The organism is Citricoccus sp. I39-566, from assembly GCF_031432995.1.
GTDB classification, from domain to species: Bacteria; Actinomycetota; Actinomycetes; order Actinomycetales; family Micrococcaceae; genus Citricoccus; species Citricoccus nitrophenolicus_A.
Map to the genome: position 1 here is coordinate 2,217,400 of NZ_CP133842.1, position 13,693 is coordinate 2,231,092.

Below are 13,693 nucleotides of genomic sequence, written 5' to 3' on the forward strand. Positions count from 1 at the left end.
ATCCTCCCTAGAACAACTGCCGCAGATTGGTCTTGGCGAGGTCGAACAGCTCGTCGCCGCGTCCCGAGAGCACGGTGCGCAGCGAGTACAGGGCGAAACCCTTGGCCTGCTCGAGCTGGATGGCCGGCGGGATGGTGAGTTCCTGCGGGTCGGTGACCACGTCCACGAGTGCCGGGCCGTCGTGGGCGAACGCCTCGGTCAGGGCCGCATCCACGTCCCGCGAGTCCTCCACCCGGATCCCCTTGATGCCCATCGCCTGCGCGAGAGTGGCGAAGTTCGGGTTCTCGAGGCTGGTGGCGAAGGGCAGCTGTCCGGCGGCCTTCATCTCCAGCTCCACGAAGTTCAGCGACGAGTTGTTGAACACCACCATCTTGGCCGGCAGGTCCATCTGCACCAGGGTGATCAGGTCCCCCAGCAGCATGGTCAGCCCGCCGTCGCCGGACAACGTGACCGTCTGCCGGCCGCGGTCCTGGGCCAGCACCCCGATCGCCTGGGGGACCGCGTTCGCCATGGAACCGTGGGAGAACGAGCCGAGCAGCCGGCGTCGTCCGTTCATCTCGAGATACCGGGCGGCATAGACCACGGGAGAGCCGACGTCCGGCACGAACACCGCGTCCTGCGCGGCGAGCGCGCTGATCCGGCGTGCCAGGTACTGGGGGTGCACGGCGGCACCCTTGCGCGACGGGGTCGCGAGGTCGTCCAGCGTCTCCCGGGTCTTGGCGTAGTGCTTCCGCGCGTCCCTGAGGTGCTTGTCCTTCTTCTGGCGCAGCAACGGCACCAGGGCGGCGGCCGTCTCCCGCACCCCGCCCACCAGCGCGAGGTCCACGGGGTGTCGCCGGCCGATGTGCTCTCCGCGCAGGTCCACCTGGATCACCGTGGCATCGTCCGGGTAGAACTGCGGGTACGGGAAGTCGGTGCCCAGCATGAGGATGGCGTCCGCCTCGCACATGGCCTTGTACCCGCTGGCGAAGCCGAGCAGGCCGGTCATCCCGACGTCGTGGGGATTGTCATACTCGAGGTGTTCCTTGCCGCGCAGGGCGTGCACCACCGGCGCGCTGAGCGTCTCGGCGAGCTGCATCACCTCGGCGTGGGCCCCGGCGGTGCCGGCGCCGCCCAGGATGGTCACGCTCCGGGCCGCGTTGAGCGCCGCGGCCGCCTCCTGGAGCTGGTCCGGCAGGGGCACGACGGCGGAGCGCGTCCTGCGCACGATCGTGCGCCGTTCGCTCTGGGCGGCGGCCGAGGCGACGTCGCCCGGGATGACCAGGACCGCCACGCCGCGCTGCTCGATCGCGGTGCGCATCGCCACCTCCAGCAGTCGCGGCATCTGCTTCGGGTCGGCCACGTACTCCACGTAGACGGAGCACTCGCGGAACAGCTCCTGCGGGTGGGTCTCCTGGAAGTAGGTGGTGCCGATCTCCTCCGTGGGGATGTGCGCGGCGATCGCCAGCACGGGGACCCGGCTGCGGTTGGCGTCATAGAGCCCGTTGATCAGGTGCAGGTTGCCGGGTCCGCAGCTGCCGGCGCAGACGGCGAGCTCGCCGGTCATCTCCGCCTCCGCCCCGGCCGCGAACGCCGCGGTCTCCTCGTGGCGCACATGCACCCACTCGATCTCGGGGTGGGTGCGCAGGGATTCCGTGACGGCATTGAGGGAATCCCCCGGGACGCCGTAGATGCGCTGCACGCCGTTGAGGGACAGCGTCTGGATGAGGTTCTCGGCAACGGTGACCATGCCTCTACCGTAGGCACAGTCACCGCGCCGGAACCATAGTGGGGAGCGTCCCCGTGATGGGACGGTGGGGACATGACTCTTCAAGACACCCCCGCGAACGACCACACCGTCGACGCCATCGTGATCGGCCTCGGACCCGGCGGGGAGGAGGTGGCCTCCCGGCTGGCGCGCGGCGGATGGTCGGTCCTGGCCGTGGAGACTCATCTGGTGGGCGGAGAGTGCCCCTACTACGGCTGCATCCCGTCCAAGATGATGCTGCACGAGTCCCGGAGGCCGGGCGCCTCCTGGCCGCGGGTGGCCCGGCGCATCCGCGAGGAGGCCACCGACGACTGGGACGACGCGGTGGCCGTGGAACGGCTGACCGGCACGGGCGCCAGGTTCGTGCGCGGGCGCGCGGAGGTCTCCGGCGGCCCGGGGGGTGCCCCGGCTCCGGACGGAACCGGGGTGACCGTCACCCCGGACGACGGCGGCCCGCCCCAGGCCTGGACCGCCCGACGGGCGGTGGTGCTGAACACGGGATCCGAGGCGGTGCGGATCCCGGTGCCCGGCCTGCCCGAGGCCGTGGCGTGGACGCACCGGGACGTCGTCACGGCGGAGGAGCTGCCCGCGTCCCTGGCGGTGGTGGGCGGCGGACCGCTGGGGTGCGAACTGGCCCAGGCCCTGGCCGGCTTCGGGGTCCGCGTCACGATGCTCATCCGCGGCGACAGGCTGCTCCCGGGCGAGACCGAGGAGGCCGGCCAGCTGGTGGCCGGCCGGTTCCGGGACGACGGGATCGAGGTGCGGACCGGCACGGAGATCACGGGGGTGGTGTCCGGTGAGGTGTCCCGCTACGAGGCGAACCACGGGCTGCCGACGCCGGCCGGTCCCGTGGACCTGGAACTGTCCACGGGGGATCGGATCACCGTGGACCGGGTGCTGCTGGCCACCGGACGGTCGCCGCGGGACGACGTGCGGGTGGACGACTGGTGCCGCGTCCTGGACGGGGCGGGGGAACCGGTGGCGGGCCGCTTCGCCGTCGGTGACATGACCGGCGCCGGGCCCTTCACGCACACCTCCATGGCCCAGGCGGCGGTGGTGGCGGGCCAGCTGCTGGGCCAGGGCGACGCCCGTCCCTTCCCGCGGGACGCCGTGCCCCGGGTGACCTACACCGATCCGGAGGTGGCCGCCGTCGGGCTCTCCGAGCGCGCGGCGCGGGACGGCGCAGGTGACGGCGCACGGGACGGCGCCGGGGAGGCGACCGCGGGCCGGGACACGGTGCGGGTCGCGCGGGTGGACCTCGCGTCCTCCAGCCGCGGCTGGATCGACGAGGTCTCCGGGCACCTCACCCTCGTGGCACGGGGTGGTGGGCCGGAGGGTGTACCGGTCGGCGAGGCGGGAGGTGGGGAGTGCACCGCGCAGGTGCTTGTCGGCGCCAGCGTGGTGGGCCCCCAGGCCGGGGAGATCCTCGGTGCCCTGACCGTGGCGGTGCACGCCCGGGTCCCGGTGGCCGAGCTGGCGCGGATCCCGTGGGCGTACCCCACCCTGCACCGGGCCATCGGGGACGCCCTCGGGCAGCTGGGCACGGAGGCCTGAGGACCGCTCGGGCGCCGTGCCTCAGCGCATCGCGTCCGGGCGGCGCGGCTGCAGCTGCAGCCCCGGCTTCCGCTGGTGCACGGTGAGGTAGACGAGTCCGTCCGCCCCGGCGGTGAAGGAGCGCAGGGTGCCCCGGGGCATCCAGAGCAGGTCGCCGGGCCTCAGAGGGAGGTCGCCGTCCTCGGTGCCCAGGGTGCCCGAGCCGTCGAGGACGTGGATGAGGACGTCGAGGCCGGGGCCATGGTGGGTCTGGATCCCGTCCCCGGCCGGCAGGGCGATGACGTTCGAATCGAGGTCCCGGACCGGCTCCTCCAGTCTCCAGGCGGCACCCGGCGCGGCCGGCCCGGAGCCCGCGATCAGCTCCCGGGTGTTGACGAGCCGGTGGGGAGTGGGCATGGGGGCCTCCTGGGGTGGTCTGTGCTGGTGCTGGTGCTGGCCTGTACTGGTTCGGGTGCTGCCCCTGAGGGTAGTCCGGGTCCCGACACGCCGCCCCGACCCGGTGACACGCCGTGGATCCGCGGCCCGGGAATCTGTGCACAACCGTGGGCGCGGACATCCACACCCTGTGGACGTTTCCTGCGGCGCAACCGACGATCGCCGTGTTTCCGCCGTTCCGGGCGAACGGTTCACCACGTGTTCATCCACACGCCCTGTGGATGGACTGGGGGAAACTAATGACAAACATGTAAGACAGGATCTTGTGGTTGTTCCCTACCGTCACCACTAGATGTAGTATTGATGTCAGTAGTTCGGATCGCGGCGCTTGGGTGTGCCGATGGTGCCGGACTGGCTCGGATCCACTGCTTCGGGACCTGCTGGGCAGGCCGGCAGTGCCCTTCGGGGCCACGACTCGAGAACAACAGACCACAGACCAGATATGCCCGCCGGACCGGCTTCCCCGGAGGCGGTCACCGAGGACAGGGGAGAGACCATGACCGTCACCGTTTACTCCAAGCCGGCGTGCGTGCAGTGCAACGCCACCTACCGTGCGCTGGACAAGAAGGGCATCGCCTACGAGACCGTGGACATGTCCCAGGACGTCGACGCCCTCGAGCGCGTGCGCGCCCTGGGGTACATGCAGGCCCCGGTCGTGATGGCCGGTGCCGAGCACTGGTCCGGCTTCCGCCCGGACAAGATCGAGGAGCTGGCCACCGCCGCAGCCTCGGTGGCCTGAGGTACCCGAGGTCATCATGACGAGCGTGGTCAGTGAGCGCAGGCCAGTGGATGCTGCGGGGCCCGGAGCCCCGCAGCACACGGCCGCCCGACTGATCTACTTCTCCTCGGCCTCCGGCTACACGCACCGGTTCGTCTCCAAGCTGGGCTACCCGGAGCAGGAGACGGCGCGGCTGCCGCTGATCACCAAGGAGCCGACCCTCCTGGCCACGGAACCCTTCGTCCTCGCCCTGCCCACCTATGGCGGGGGAGACGGCCGGGGGGCCGTCCCGAAGCAGGTCATCAAATTCCTCAACGTCGAGTCGAACCGGACGCTGATCCGGGGCGTCATCGCGGCGGGGAACACGAACTTCCACGAGGCCTACTGCCTCGCCGGGGACATCGTCGCACGCAAGTGCGCAGTGCCCCTGATGTACAGATTCGAACTCATGGGCACGCCGGAGGACGTCACGGCGGTGCGCGAAGGATTGGAAAGGTTTTGGGGATGACAGTCACCGATCAGGACATGAACCGCTCGGCCAAGGAGCTGCCGGCGGCGTGGCAGAACCTCGGCTACCACGAGCTGAACGCCATGCTGAACCTCTACGGCGCGGACGGCAAGATCCAGTTCGAGGCCGACCGTGCCGCCGCGCGCCAGTACTTCCTGGAGCACGTCAACAACAACACGGTCTTCTTCCATGACCTGGACGAGAAGCTGACCTACCTCGTGGAGCATGACTACTACGAGGCCGAGACACTCCAGCAGTACTCTGCCGAGTTCCGGACGTCCCTGTGGGACCACGCCTACCAGCTCAAGTTCCGGTTCCCGACCTTCCTCGGCGCGTTCAAGTTCTACACCTCCTACGCGCTGAAGACCTTCGACGGCAAGCGCTACCTGGAGCGCTACGAGGACCGCGTCTGCATGGTCGCCCTGCACCTGGCCCAGGGCGACGAGCAGCTGGCCCTCGAGCTCGTCGAGGAGATGGTCGGTGGCCGTTTCCAGCCCGCCACCCCCACCTTCCTCAACGCCGGCAAGGCCCAGCGCGGCGAGCTCGTCTCCTGCTTCCTGCTGCGCATCGAGGACAACATGGAGTCGATCGCGCGCAGCATCAACTCCTCCCTGCAGCTGTCCAAGCGCGGCGGCGGCGTGGCCCTGTCCCTGACCAACATCCGCGAGCACGGCGCCCCGATCAAGCAGATCGAGAACCAGTCCTCCGGTGTCATCCCCGTGATGAAGCTGCTGGAGGACTCCTTCTCCTACGCCAACCAGCTGGGTGCCCGCCAGGGGGCCGGCGCCGTCTACCTGCACGCCCACCACCCGGACATCTACCGGTTCCTGGACACCAAGCGGGAGAACGCGGACGAGAAGGTCCGCATCAAGACCCTGTCCCTGGGCGTCGTCATCCCGGACATCACCTTCGAGCTGGCCAAGACGAACGAGGACATGTACCTCTTCAGCCCGTATGACGTGCAGCGCGTCTACGGCAAGCCGTTCACCGAGATCTCGGTGACGGAGAAGTACTACGAGATGGTCGACGACGCGCGGATCAAGAAGACCAAGATCAACGCCCGCGAGTTCTTCCAGACCCTCGCTGAGATCCAGTTCGAGTCCGGCTACCCGTACATCGTGTTCGAGGACACCGTGAACCGGGCCAACCCGATCAAGGGCCGGATCACCATGTCCAACCTGTGCTCCGAGATCCTCCAGGTCTCCGAGGCCTCCGAGTTCAACGAAGACCTGTCCTACGAGACCGTCGGCAAGGACATCTCCTGCAACCTCGGTTCCATGAACATCGCCAAGACCATGGACTCGCCGGACTTCGGCAAGTCCATCGAGACCGCCATCCGGGCGCTCACCGCGGTGTCCACCATGTCCGAGATCACCTCGGTGCCCTCGATCGTCAAGGGCAACAACACCTCCCACGCCATCGGCCTGGGCCAGATGAACCTGCACGGCTACCTGGCCCGCGAGCGGGTCCACTACGGCTCGGAGGAGGGCATCGACTTCACGAACATGTACTTCTACACCGTGCTGTTCCACGCGCTGCGGGCCTCCAACCGCATCTCGATCCAGACCGGTGAGCGGTTCGGGGGCTTCGAGGATTCGGCGTACGCCTCCGGCGCGTTCTTCGACAAGTACACCGAGCAGGTCTGGGAGCCGGCCACGCCGAAGGTCGCCGAGCTGTTCGCGGGGTCCAACGTGTCCATCCCCACGCAGGCCGACTGGCGGGAGCTGAAGGCCTCCGTGATGGAGCACGGCATCTTCAACCAGAACCTGCAGGCCGTGCCGCCGACCGGCTCGATCTCCTACATCAACAACTCGACCTCCTCGATCCACCCGGTCGCCTCGAAGATCGAGATCCGCAAGGAGGGCAAGCTGGGGCGCGTCTACTACCCGGCCCCCTACCTGACGAACGAGAACCTCGAGTACTACGACGACGCGTACGAGATCGGCTACGAGAAGGTCATCGACACCTACGCGGCAGCCACCCAGCACGTGGACCAGGGCCTGTCCCTGACCCTGTTCTTCAAGGACACGGCCACCACCCGTGACCTGAACCGGGCCCAGATCTACGCCTGGCGCAAGGGCATCAAGACCATCTACTACATCCGTCTGCGCCAGCTCGCGCTGGAGGGCACTGAGGTAGAGGGTTGCGTCAGCTGCATGCTCTGACGCCCCGCCCCACTGATTCACCCACAGCACTGCACCCCTTGAAGTGAGGACTTAACCCCGATGATGGCCGACGCTGTCAAGACCCTCGAGACCGTCGAGGCAATCAACTGGAACCGCATCCAGGACGAGAAGGATGTGGAGGTCTGGAACCGCCTGACCTCCAACTTCTGGCTGCCGGAGAAGGTGCCGCTGTCCAATGACATCCAGTCCTGGGCCACGCTGACCGAGGACGAGAAGACGCTGACCATGCGCGTGTTCACGGGCCTGACCCTGCTGGACACCATCCAGGGCACCGTGGGCGCCGTCTCGCTCATCCCGGACTCGCTGACCACCCACGAGGAGGCGGTGTACACCAACATCGCCTTCATGGAGTCGGTGCACGCCAAGAGCTACTCCTCGATCTTCTCCACGCTGTCCAACACCAAGCAGATCGACGACGCCTTCCGCTGGTCCCGTGAGAACACGAACCTGCAGAAGAAGGCCCAGATCATCCTGGACTACTACCACGGGGACGATCCGCTGAAGAAGAAGGTGGCCTCCACCATCCTGGAGTCCTTCCTCTTCTACTCGGGCTTCTACCTGCCGATGTACTGGTCCTCCCGCGCCAAGCTGACGAACACCGCGGACCTGATCCGGCTGATCATCCGCGACGAGGCCGTGCACGGCTACTACATCGGCTACAAGTTCCAGCGGGGCGTGGAGACCCAGACTGCTGAGCGTCAGCAGGAACTCAAGGACTACACCTTTGAGTTGCTGTTCGAGCTGTACGAGAACGAGGTCCAGTACACCCATGACCTCTACGACTCCGTCGGCCTGGCCGAGGACGTCAAGAAGTTCCTCCACTACAACGCCAACAAGGCCCTGATGAATCTCGGCTACGAGGGGATGTTCCCGTCCACCGTGACGGACGTGAACCCGGCCATCCTCTCGGCCCTGTCCCCGAACGCGGACGAGAACCACGACTTCTTCTCCGGCTCGGGCTCGTCCTACGTGATCGGCAAGGCCGAGAACACCGAGGACGAGGACTGGGACTTCTGACGGCGCAGCAATACTGACCGCCGCCCGCCGGCGGCTCGCATAGGGACACCGGATCCACCCCGTGGGGTGGGTCCGGTGTCCCTTTGCGTCAGCCATCGCCTGAGGTCACTTCAGGGCCTACGCCGATATGAACTCTGTGTGAAAGCCGAGTCTCAGGGGACCAAAGTAATTACAACTCCATAAAGGCTTGATAACCTTGCCAGGGCGTGGAGGGGAGATTCCACGTCGGCTTCCACCGCTGTGCACCACTTGAGGGAAAAACTGATATGTCGCGGACGCTCCACCCTGCCCTGAGGACCGGCGCAGCCACTGCCCTGGCCCTCGCCCTGACCGCCACCACGGTCCTGCCCGCCACGGCCATGCCCGTGGTGCCGGACACCGCTGGCATCCCGGTGGCCTCCACCACCGCCGAGCATCCCGCCGGCGAGCCGGCCGCGGACCCGGCCGTCGCCACGGGTCAGGAGGCCTCCGAGGTCAAGGGGGCACAGGAGGAATCCCTGAGTCTGGGTGGTATCGACGCCGAGGCCCTTCCCGAGGTTCTCCCCGACGCGCAGGACCTGCCGGAAGCGCCCGAGGCGGACCAGGAGCCCGAGGCGGAGCAGAAGCAGGCCCCCACTGAGGAGGCCGAAGGAGTCGAAGGGACTGACGAGGCCGAAGAGGCTGACGCCGCGCTGATGTCCCTGACGGAGCCGGCCGGCGCATCCGCCGTCACCGCGCAGAAGCCCGCGGACAGCGCATCCCAGCCCTCCGACGTCGTGATCCAGGACCTGCAGGAGAAGGCCCAGGCCGACCCCGCCACCCTCGACGCCCCCGCGGCCGAGGAGGCCGAGGAGCTGACCGACACCGTCATGGACAACGCGCTCTCCGCCACGCAGGACGTGGAGGTTGAGAAGATCGCCACCCTGACGCAGCCGGTGGAGACCATGGACTTCATCGTGGCCGGTGTCACGTGGGACATCGAGGACGCCGGTCAGGTCACCGAGGTCTCCCTCCGCGTGCGGGAGAACGCCGAGTGGACCGACTGGAACAGCATGGAGATCCACTCGGGCGACGAGATGCCGAACGCCGACCGCGTGGGCACCGAGCCGCTCATCTCCAGCGGCGCCGACGCCATCCAGGTCCGCGTCACCACCGTGGACGGCGAGAACCCGTCTGGGCTCAAGCTGGACCTGATCGACCCGGGAACGGCGGACACCGACGGCAAGCTCGAGCCGGCCTCGCCGGCGTCCCCGGCCCTGCAGCAGATCGAGGGTCAGGCCGGGCTGTCCACTCCGGAGCCCACGGAGGCGGCCGCGGCCTCCACGAGCAGCGCGCCCGCCGGCGCGGAGTTCGTCCCCGCCGTCCACGCGCAGCAGGGCCTGATCACGGGTACCGCGCAGGCCACCACGGCCTCGACCGGTAGCAATGCCCTGAAGCCCGCGATCATCACCCGCGCACAGTGGGGCGCCAACGAGTCCGTCGTCAACGACTGGGGCACCCCGTCCAAGGACCTCAAGGCGATGTACGTCCACCACACGGCCGGCTCGAACAACTACTCGGCCTCCGGCGCCTACGCCCAGATCCGCGGCATCTTCACGTATCACGCGGTCAACCTGGCCTGGGGCGACATCGGTTACCAGTTCCTCGTGGACAAGTACGGCAAGATCTACCAGGGCCGCCGCGGCTCCATCGACGCCCCGGTTGTGGGCGCGCAGGCCGGCGGGTTCAACACGGACACCATCGGCGTCTCCGCCATGGGCAACTATGACGTGGCCTCGGCTCCGGCCGCCATGGTCCGCGCCATCGAGCGCGTCCTGGCCTGGCAGGCCCACCGCTATGACGTGGACCCCACCGCCAACACCCGCCTGACGCAGAGCGGCAAGGGCACGGCGCGCTGGTCGAGCGGGACCACGGTCACCGTCCCGACCATCCTCGGGCACAAGGTCACCAACATGACCGCCTGCCCGGGCCGGTACCTGGACGCCCAGCTGCCGACCATCCGCAGGAACGTGGATCGCATGGTCGCCAACGCCGAGCAGAACCAGGCACCGGGGCAGCCGAGCCTGCCGTCCAACCCCTACCGGCTGACGGGCACGGGCACACAGGCCCATGCCTACTGGAACGCGGTCCCCGGAGCAGACGAGTACCAGATCATGTACCGCGCCGTGCCGCAGGGCGGCGGCTCGATCTCCAGCCAGCAGTGGATCGCCGGCAAGACCGGCACGGCCACCAACTACCTGCTGACCAATGCCCCGGGCGAGACCGCGCAGTACGCCGTCCGGGCGGTCCGCAACGGCGTGGCCGGCCCGCAGACGTACCTCGGTCAGCACACCGCCCCCCTGAGCTGGGACGATGGCGACGTCTACTTCGGCAACGGCACGACGAGGTCCAATGGCGGCATCCAGGCCGATACCAAGCCCGAGGCCATCCGCATCGAGGGCGCCGGCCAGGCGGACCGGGTCGTCGTGACGGCCACCGTCGCCTCCGGGACCGCAGACATCCGGGTGGAACGGGACGGGAAGTTCGCCGGCCGGATGAAGATCCGCGCCGGCGGGTCCACCGTCTGCGCGGTGCCCCTGGGCGCCGGGTCCAATGTGCGCCTGGAGCTGCAGAACAACGCCACCGTGACCTACTCCTCGGTCGCGTTGACCCGCCCCGGCCAGAGCCAGGACGTCGCCCTGGACAACGCGCGCTGCCAGGCCTCCTTCGGGGACGTGAACAGCTCGCAGACGGCCTTCAACGCCGTGGAGTGGATGCAGTGGTCCGGCCTGACCCACGGTTACGAGAAGGACAACACCTTCGGCCTGTACCGCGACATCAGCCGCGGTGAGTCGGTGGCCTTCCTGTACCGGTACCTGGATCCGAGCTTCTCGGTCCCGTCCAAGGCGCCCTTCGGCGACGTCGCGAAGGGGAGCACCTTCTTCGAGCCGATCAGCTGGGCCGCGCGCAACGGTGTGGCCCAGGGCTACATCGGCGGGGGATTCGGGGTCTCGCAGAGCGTGACGCGCGGCGAGTTCGCCTCGTTCCTCTACCGGGCCGTGAAGCCGCGGTTCAGCGTGCCGTCCAAGCAGGCCTTCTCGGATGTGAGCACCAAGAGCTCCCATCACGCGGCCATCGCCTGGATGAAGTCTCAGAAGCTGTCCACCGGGTATGCGGACGGGACCTACCGTTCCGGCCAGCGCATCACCCGGGGTGAAGCGGCCCTCCTCCTGCACCGCTACCACCTGAACAAGTAGGGGCGGTGGGGCCGGGCGCTTCTGGCAGGATGGGAGCCATGACTTCCAGCACCACGGCCGGTGAGGCGGGCCACCTGTCAGAGGCCGGGCACGACGTCGGCGCCAACTTCCAGCGCACCGCGCCGGCCCGGGCGGAGGCGGGCGTGCGGACTGCCGAGTTCGACTCGGTGGTCCACGCCCAGGGCGTCTGGCGCGACGACGAGCTGCACATGGCTCCGGTCTCCGGCCTCATGACCGCGGAGATCCTGGCGCATGAGCCGCGCCCGGAGCTGCGCCTCGCCCGGCTCTCCTTCGAGATCCTCGGGACGCTGCACTTCGGTCCGCTGACGGTCACGACCCGCACCGTGCGTCCCGGCCGCACGATCGAGCTGGTGGAGTCCACCCTGGCCGCCCGGGGCCGGGATGTGCTGATCGCCCGGGCGTGGCGGCTGCTCACCGCGGACACCTCCGACGTGGCCGTCACCCATGACGCTGACCTGACCCCGCGGGAGGAGTGTGAGCCTTACCCGGTGATGGGCGAGCGGTGGCCGGGGGGTTATATCCGGTCATTGCAGATGCGGGTCGCCGGGGATCACTCGGCCGGCCACGGTCGCTGCTGGAGCACCACCGCGGTGGACATGATCGCCGGCGAGGAGACCGTCGACCTGGTCAGGCTCATGGGCATGGTGGACACCGCCAACGGCGTGGCCGCCGTCCTGCCCAACGGTCCCGGCGGCTTCGCCTTCCCCAATGTGGACCTGCAGGTCCACCTGTACCGCGAGCCCGTGGGCCCGTGGCTGGGGTATGCGACCACCTCGAACCTGGGCGAGGACGGGATCGGGGTGACCTCGGCCGTCCTCCATGACGAGCGCGGTGCCTTCGGACGGTCGGAGCAGATCCAGACCGTCCGGAGGATCCCCTCCGGCCATGACTGAGCCAGGAATGGACTGGGTCGGACAGCACGAGTCGCTGGGCGCGGCGGCCGACCTGGACTATGGGATTACCCTGCTGCGGGCCGTGCAGTCCGGCGTGCTCACGCGCCCCCTCGTCAGGATCTACCGGCCCCGTCCCACCGTGGCGTTCGGCCAGCGCGACGTGCGGCAGGACGGGTTCGAGCGGGCGTGGCAGGCGTGCCTGGACCACGGCTTCGAACCGGTGGTCCGCCGCGCGGGCGGCCGGGCCGCCGCCTACCATCACGGCTCCCTGGTGGTCGACCACCTTGAGCCCGACGCGGACGCGATGCAGGGGTTCCGGGACCGGTTCGCCGGTTTCGGGGAGCTGTTCGCCCAGGTCTTCCGGGACGCGCAGGTGCCGGCCGCCGTCGGGGAGATCCCCGGGGAGTACTGCGCCGGCGAGTTCTCGGTGCACACGCCGCTGCCTCCGCTCGCCGACGGGACCCCGCGCGGTCCGGTGAAGCTGGTGGGCACCGCGCAACGGGTGGTGAAGGGCGCGTGGCTGTTCTCCTCCTCCATCGTCGTGGAGCACCCGGAACCGATCCGCGAGGTCCTGGTGGACGTCTACCGCGCCCTGGGCCTGGACTGGGACCCTGGCACGGCCGGGGCGGCCACGGACGCCGTTCCGGAGATCACCGTGGAGTCCTCTGCCGACCGGCTGCGGGCTGCCTATGCGGCGGCGCACGGGTCACTGGTGGATCGGTCCTGGGCCAGCCTGGTGGAAGCCGTCCCGCCGGGCGTCCGGGCCGGTTAGCCGCCTCGTCGGTAGCGCCCGCCGAGCCGTCGATGCAGCTCGGGCTTGGGCACAGGGACGAATCCGGCGCCCAGGTAGTGCTCGCGGATCTGGCGGTCCTGACGCATCAGGGACCACCCCCGTTGGACGAGGAAGGGAACCGGCTTCCGGCGCTCGGCGACGTCGCGCGCGAACCGGCGCGCCGCCGTCGGGAGCCGGTGCTGGTCGATGTACCAGGCCTGGAAGTCTGTGCCCGGCCGCAGGCCGAGCTGGGACAGGGCGCGGGGGAGCTCGGCGGCGAAGATGCCCTCGGCCACGATGGGTCCGCCGGCCAGCTCGAGCTCCTCGTGGCCGGTGATCGACGACGTGGCGATGGAGTAGTCCGGGACCCGGGTGCGGCCGGTCTCCAAGAGCTCGACGATGGCGTCCACCGCGGCGTTCAGGTTCCAGGTGAGTGGGTCATCCCAGTCGATCTCGCCGTAGACGGTGCGGGGCAGCACGGGCCCCTCGGGGGTGCTGTCCTCGGCGATCTCCCGGTAGAAGGAATCCAACAACAGGTGCGGACGACCGTAGGTGCGGGCCAGGTAGGACTTCCCCGACCCGGAGGCCCCGCCCAACAGGACGAGGCCCCCAGGGGCGGCGGTGGCG

11 protein-coding genes are annotated in these 13,693 nt (G+C 69.0%); 8 read left to right on the forward strand and 3 right to left on the reverse strand.

Annotated elements, in window-relative coordinates:
- Nucleotides 1-7: 7 nt before the first annotated feature.
- Nucleotides 8-1,729 (reverse strand): ubiquinone-dependent pyruvate dehydrogenase, encoded by a 1,722-nt coding sequence (poxB, locus tag RE421_RS10175; protein WP_309809360.1) that lies wholly within the window; start codon nucleotides 1,727-1,729, stop codon nucleotides 8-10.
- 72 nt (nucleotides 1,730-1,801) lie between these two features.
- Between poxB and RE421_RS10180 the strand changes: the two genes are divergently transcribed.
- Nucleotides 1,802-3,301, forward strand: coding sequence for an NAD(P)/FAD-dependent oxidoreductase (locus RE421_RS10180; RefSeq protein WP_309809362.1), 1,500 nt, complete (start codon nucleotides 1,802-1,804; stop codon nucleotides 3,299-3,301).
- A gap of 21 nt (nucleotides 3,302-3,322) precedes the next feature.
- Here RE421_RS10180 and RE421_RS10185 read toward each other — a convergent pair whose 3' ends face one another.
- Nucleotides 3,323-3,697 carry an AraC family ligand binding domain-containing protein gene (locus RE421_RS10185; protein ID WP_309809364.1) on the reverse strand — a complete coding sequence of 125 codons (375 nt, stop codon included), beginning with the start codon at nucleotides 3,695-3,697 and terminating at the stop codon, nucleotides 3,323-3,325.
- 535 nt (nucleotides 3,698-4,232) lie between these two features.
- Between RE421_RS10185 and nrdH the strand changes: the two genes are divergently transcribed.
- From nrdH to RE421_RS10220, 7 genes are all read left to right on the forward strand, one after another.
- Nucleotides 4,233-4,475, forward strand: a complete 243-nt coding sequence (nrdH, locus tag RE421_RS10190) for a glutaredoxin-like protein NrdH (RefSeq protein ID WP_309809367.1) — start codon at nucleotides 4,233-4,235, stop codon at nucleotides 4,473-4,475.
- Nucleotides 4,476-4,491: 16 nt separating this feature from the next.
- Nucleotides 4,492-4,962: a class Ib ribonucleoside-diphosphate reductase assembly flavoprotein NrdI gene (nrdI, locus tag RE421_RS10195; RefSeq protein ID WP_309809369.1), complete on the forward strand. Its 471-nt coding sequence runs from the start codon at nucleotides 4,492-4,494 to the stop codon at nucleotides 4,960-4,962.
- Complete coding sequence (gene nrdE / locus RE421_RS10200; RefSeq protein ID WP_309809371.1) at nucleotides 4,959-7,127, forward strand: class 1b ribonucleoside-diphosphate reductase subunit alpha; 2,169 nt, start codon at nucleotides 4,959-4,961, stop codon at nucleotides 7,125-7,127. The genes nrdI and nrdE overlap by 4 nt, the downstream gene beginning before the upstream one ends.
- Nucleotides 7,128-7,187: 60 nt before the next feature.
- On the forward strand, nucleotides 7,188-8,165 hold the full coding sequence (gene nrdF / locus RE421_RS10205) for a class 1b ribonucleoside-diphosphate reductase subunit beta (protein ID WP_309809373.1): 978 nt from the start codon (nucleotides 7,188-7,190) through the stop codon (nucleotides 8,163-8,165).
- 266 nt (nucleotides 8,166-8,431) lie between these two features.
- Nucleotides 8,432-11,380 (forward strand): S-layer homology domain-containing protein, encoded by a 2,949-nt coding sequence (locus RE421_RS10210; protein WP_309809374.1) that lies wholly within the window; start codon nucleotides 8,432-8,434, stop codon nucleotides 11,378-11,380.
- Between the two features lie 38 nt (nucleotides 11,381-11,418).
- Nucleotides 11,419-12,294, forward strand: coding sequence for a thioesterase family protein (locus tag RE421_RS10215; protein WP_309809375.1), 876 nt, complete (start codon nucleotides 11,419-11,421; stop codon nucleotides 12,292-12,294).
- Nucleotides 12,287-13,066 (forward strand): lipoyl protein ligase domain-containing protein, encoded by a 780-nt coding sequence (locus RE421_RS10220; protein WP_309809377.1) that lies wholly within the window; start codon nucleotides 12,287-12,289, stop codon nucleotides 13,064-13,066. The genes RE421_RS10215 and RE421_RS10220 overlap by 8 nt, the downstream gene beginning before the upstream one ends.
- Here the strand turns inward: RE421_RS10220 and RE421_RS10225 are convergent.
- On the reverse strand, nucleotides 13,063-13,599 hold the full coding sequence (locus RE421_RS10225) for a uridine kinase (RefSeq protein WP_309809379.1): 537 nt from the start codon (nucleotides 13,597-13,599) through the stop codon (nucleotides 13,063-13,065). The genes RE421_RS10220 and RE421_RS10225 overlap by 4 nt on opposite strands.
- Nucleotides 13,600-13,693: the final 94 nt, after the last annotated feature.

Bases quoted from the DNA above. Each gene is read 5' to 3' on its own strand.
- nrdH (WP_309809367.1), top strand. From the start codon at position 4,233: ATGACCGTCACCGTTTACTCCAAGCCGGCGTGCGTGCAGTGCAACGCC.
- nrdF (WP_309809373.1), top strand. From the start codon at position 7,188: ATGATGGCCGACGCTGTCAAGACCCTCGAGACCGTCGAGGCAATCAAC.
- RE421_RS10180 (WP_309809362.1), top strand. From the start codon at position 1,802: ATGACTCTTCAAGACACCCCCGCGAACGACCACACCGTCGACGCCATC.
- nrdE (WP_309809371.1), top strand. From the start codon at position 4,959: ATGACAGTCACCGATCAGGACATGAACCGCTCGGCCAAGGAGCTGCCG.
- RE421_RS10220 (WP_309809377.1), top strand. From the start codon at position 12,287: ATGACTGAGCCAGGAATGGACTGGGTCGGACAGCACGAGTCGCTGGGC.
- RE421_RS10185 (WP_309809364.1), bottom strand. From the start codon at position 3,697: ATGCCCACTCCCCACCGGCTCGTCAACACCCGGGAGCTGATCGCGGGC.
- RE421_RS10210 (WP_309809374.1), top strand. From the start codon at position 8,432: ATGTCGCGGACGCTCCACCCTGCCCTGAGGACCGGCGCAGCCACTGCC.
- poxB (WP_309809360.1), bottom strand. From the start codon at position 1,729: ATGGTCACCGTTGCCGAGAACCTCATCCAGACGCTGTCCCTCAACGGC.
- nrdI (WP_309809369.1), top strand. From the start codon at position 4,492: ATGACGAGCGTGGTCAGTGAGCGCAGGCCAGTGGATGCTGCGGGGCCC.
- RE421_RS10215 (WP_309809375.1), top strand. From the start codon at position 11,419: ATGACTTCCAGCACCACGGCCGGTGAGGCGGGCCACCTGTCAGAGGCC.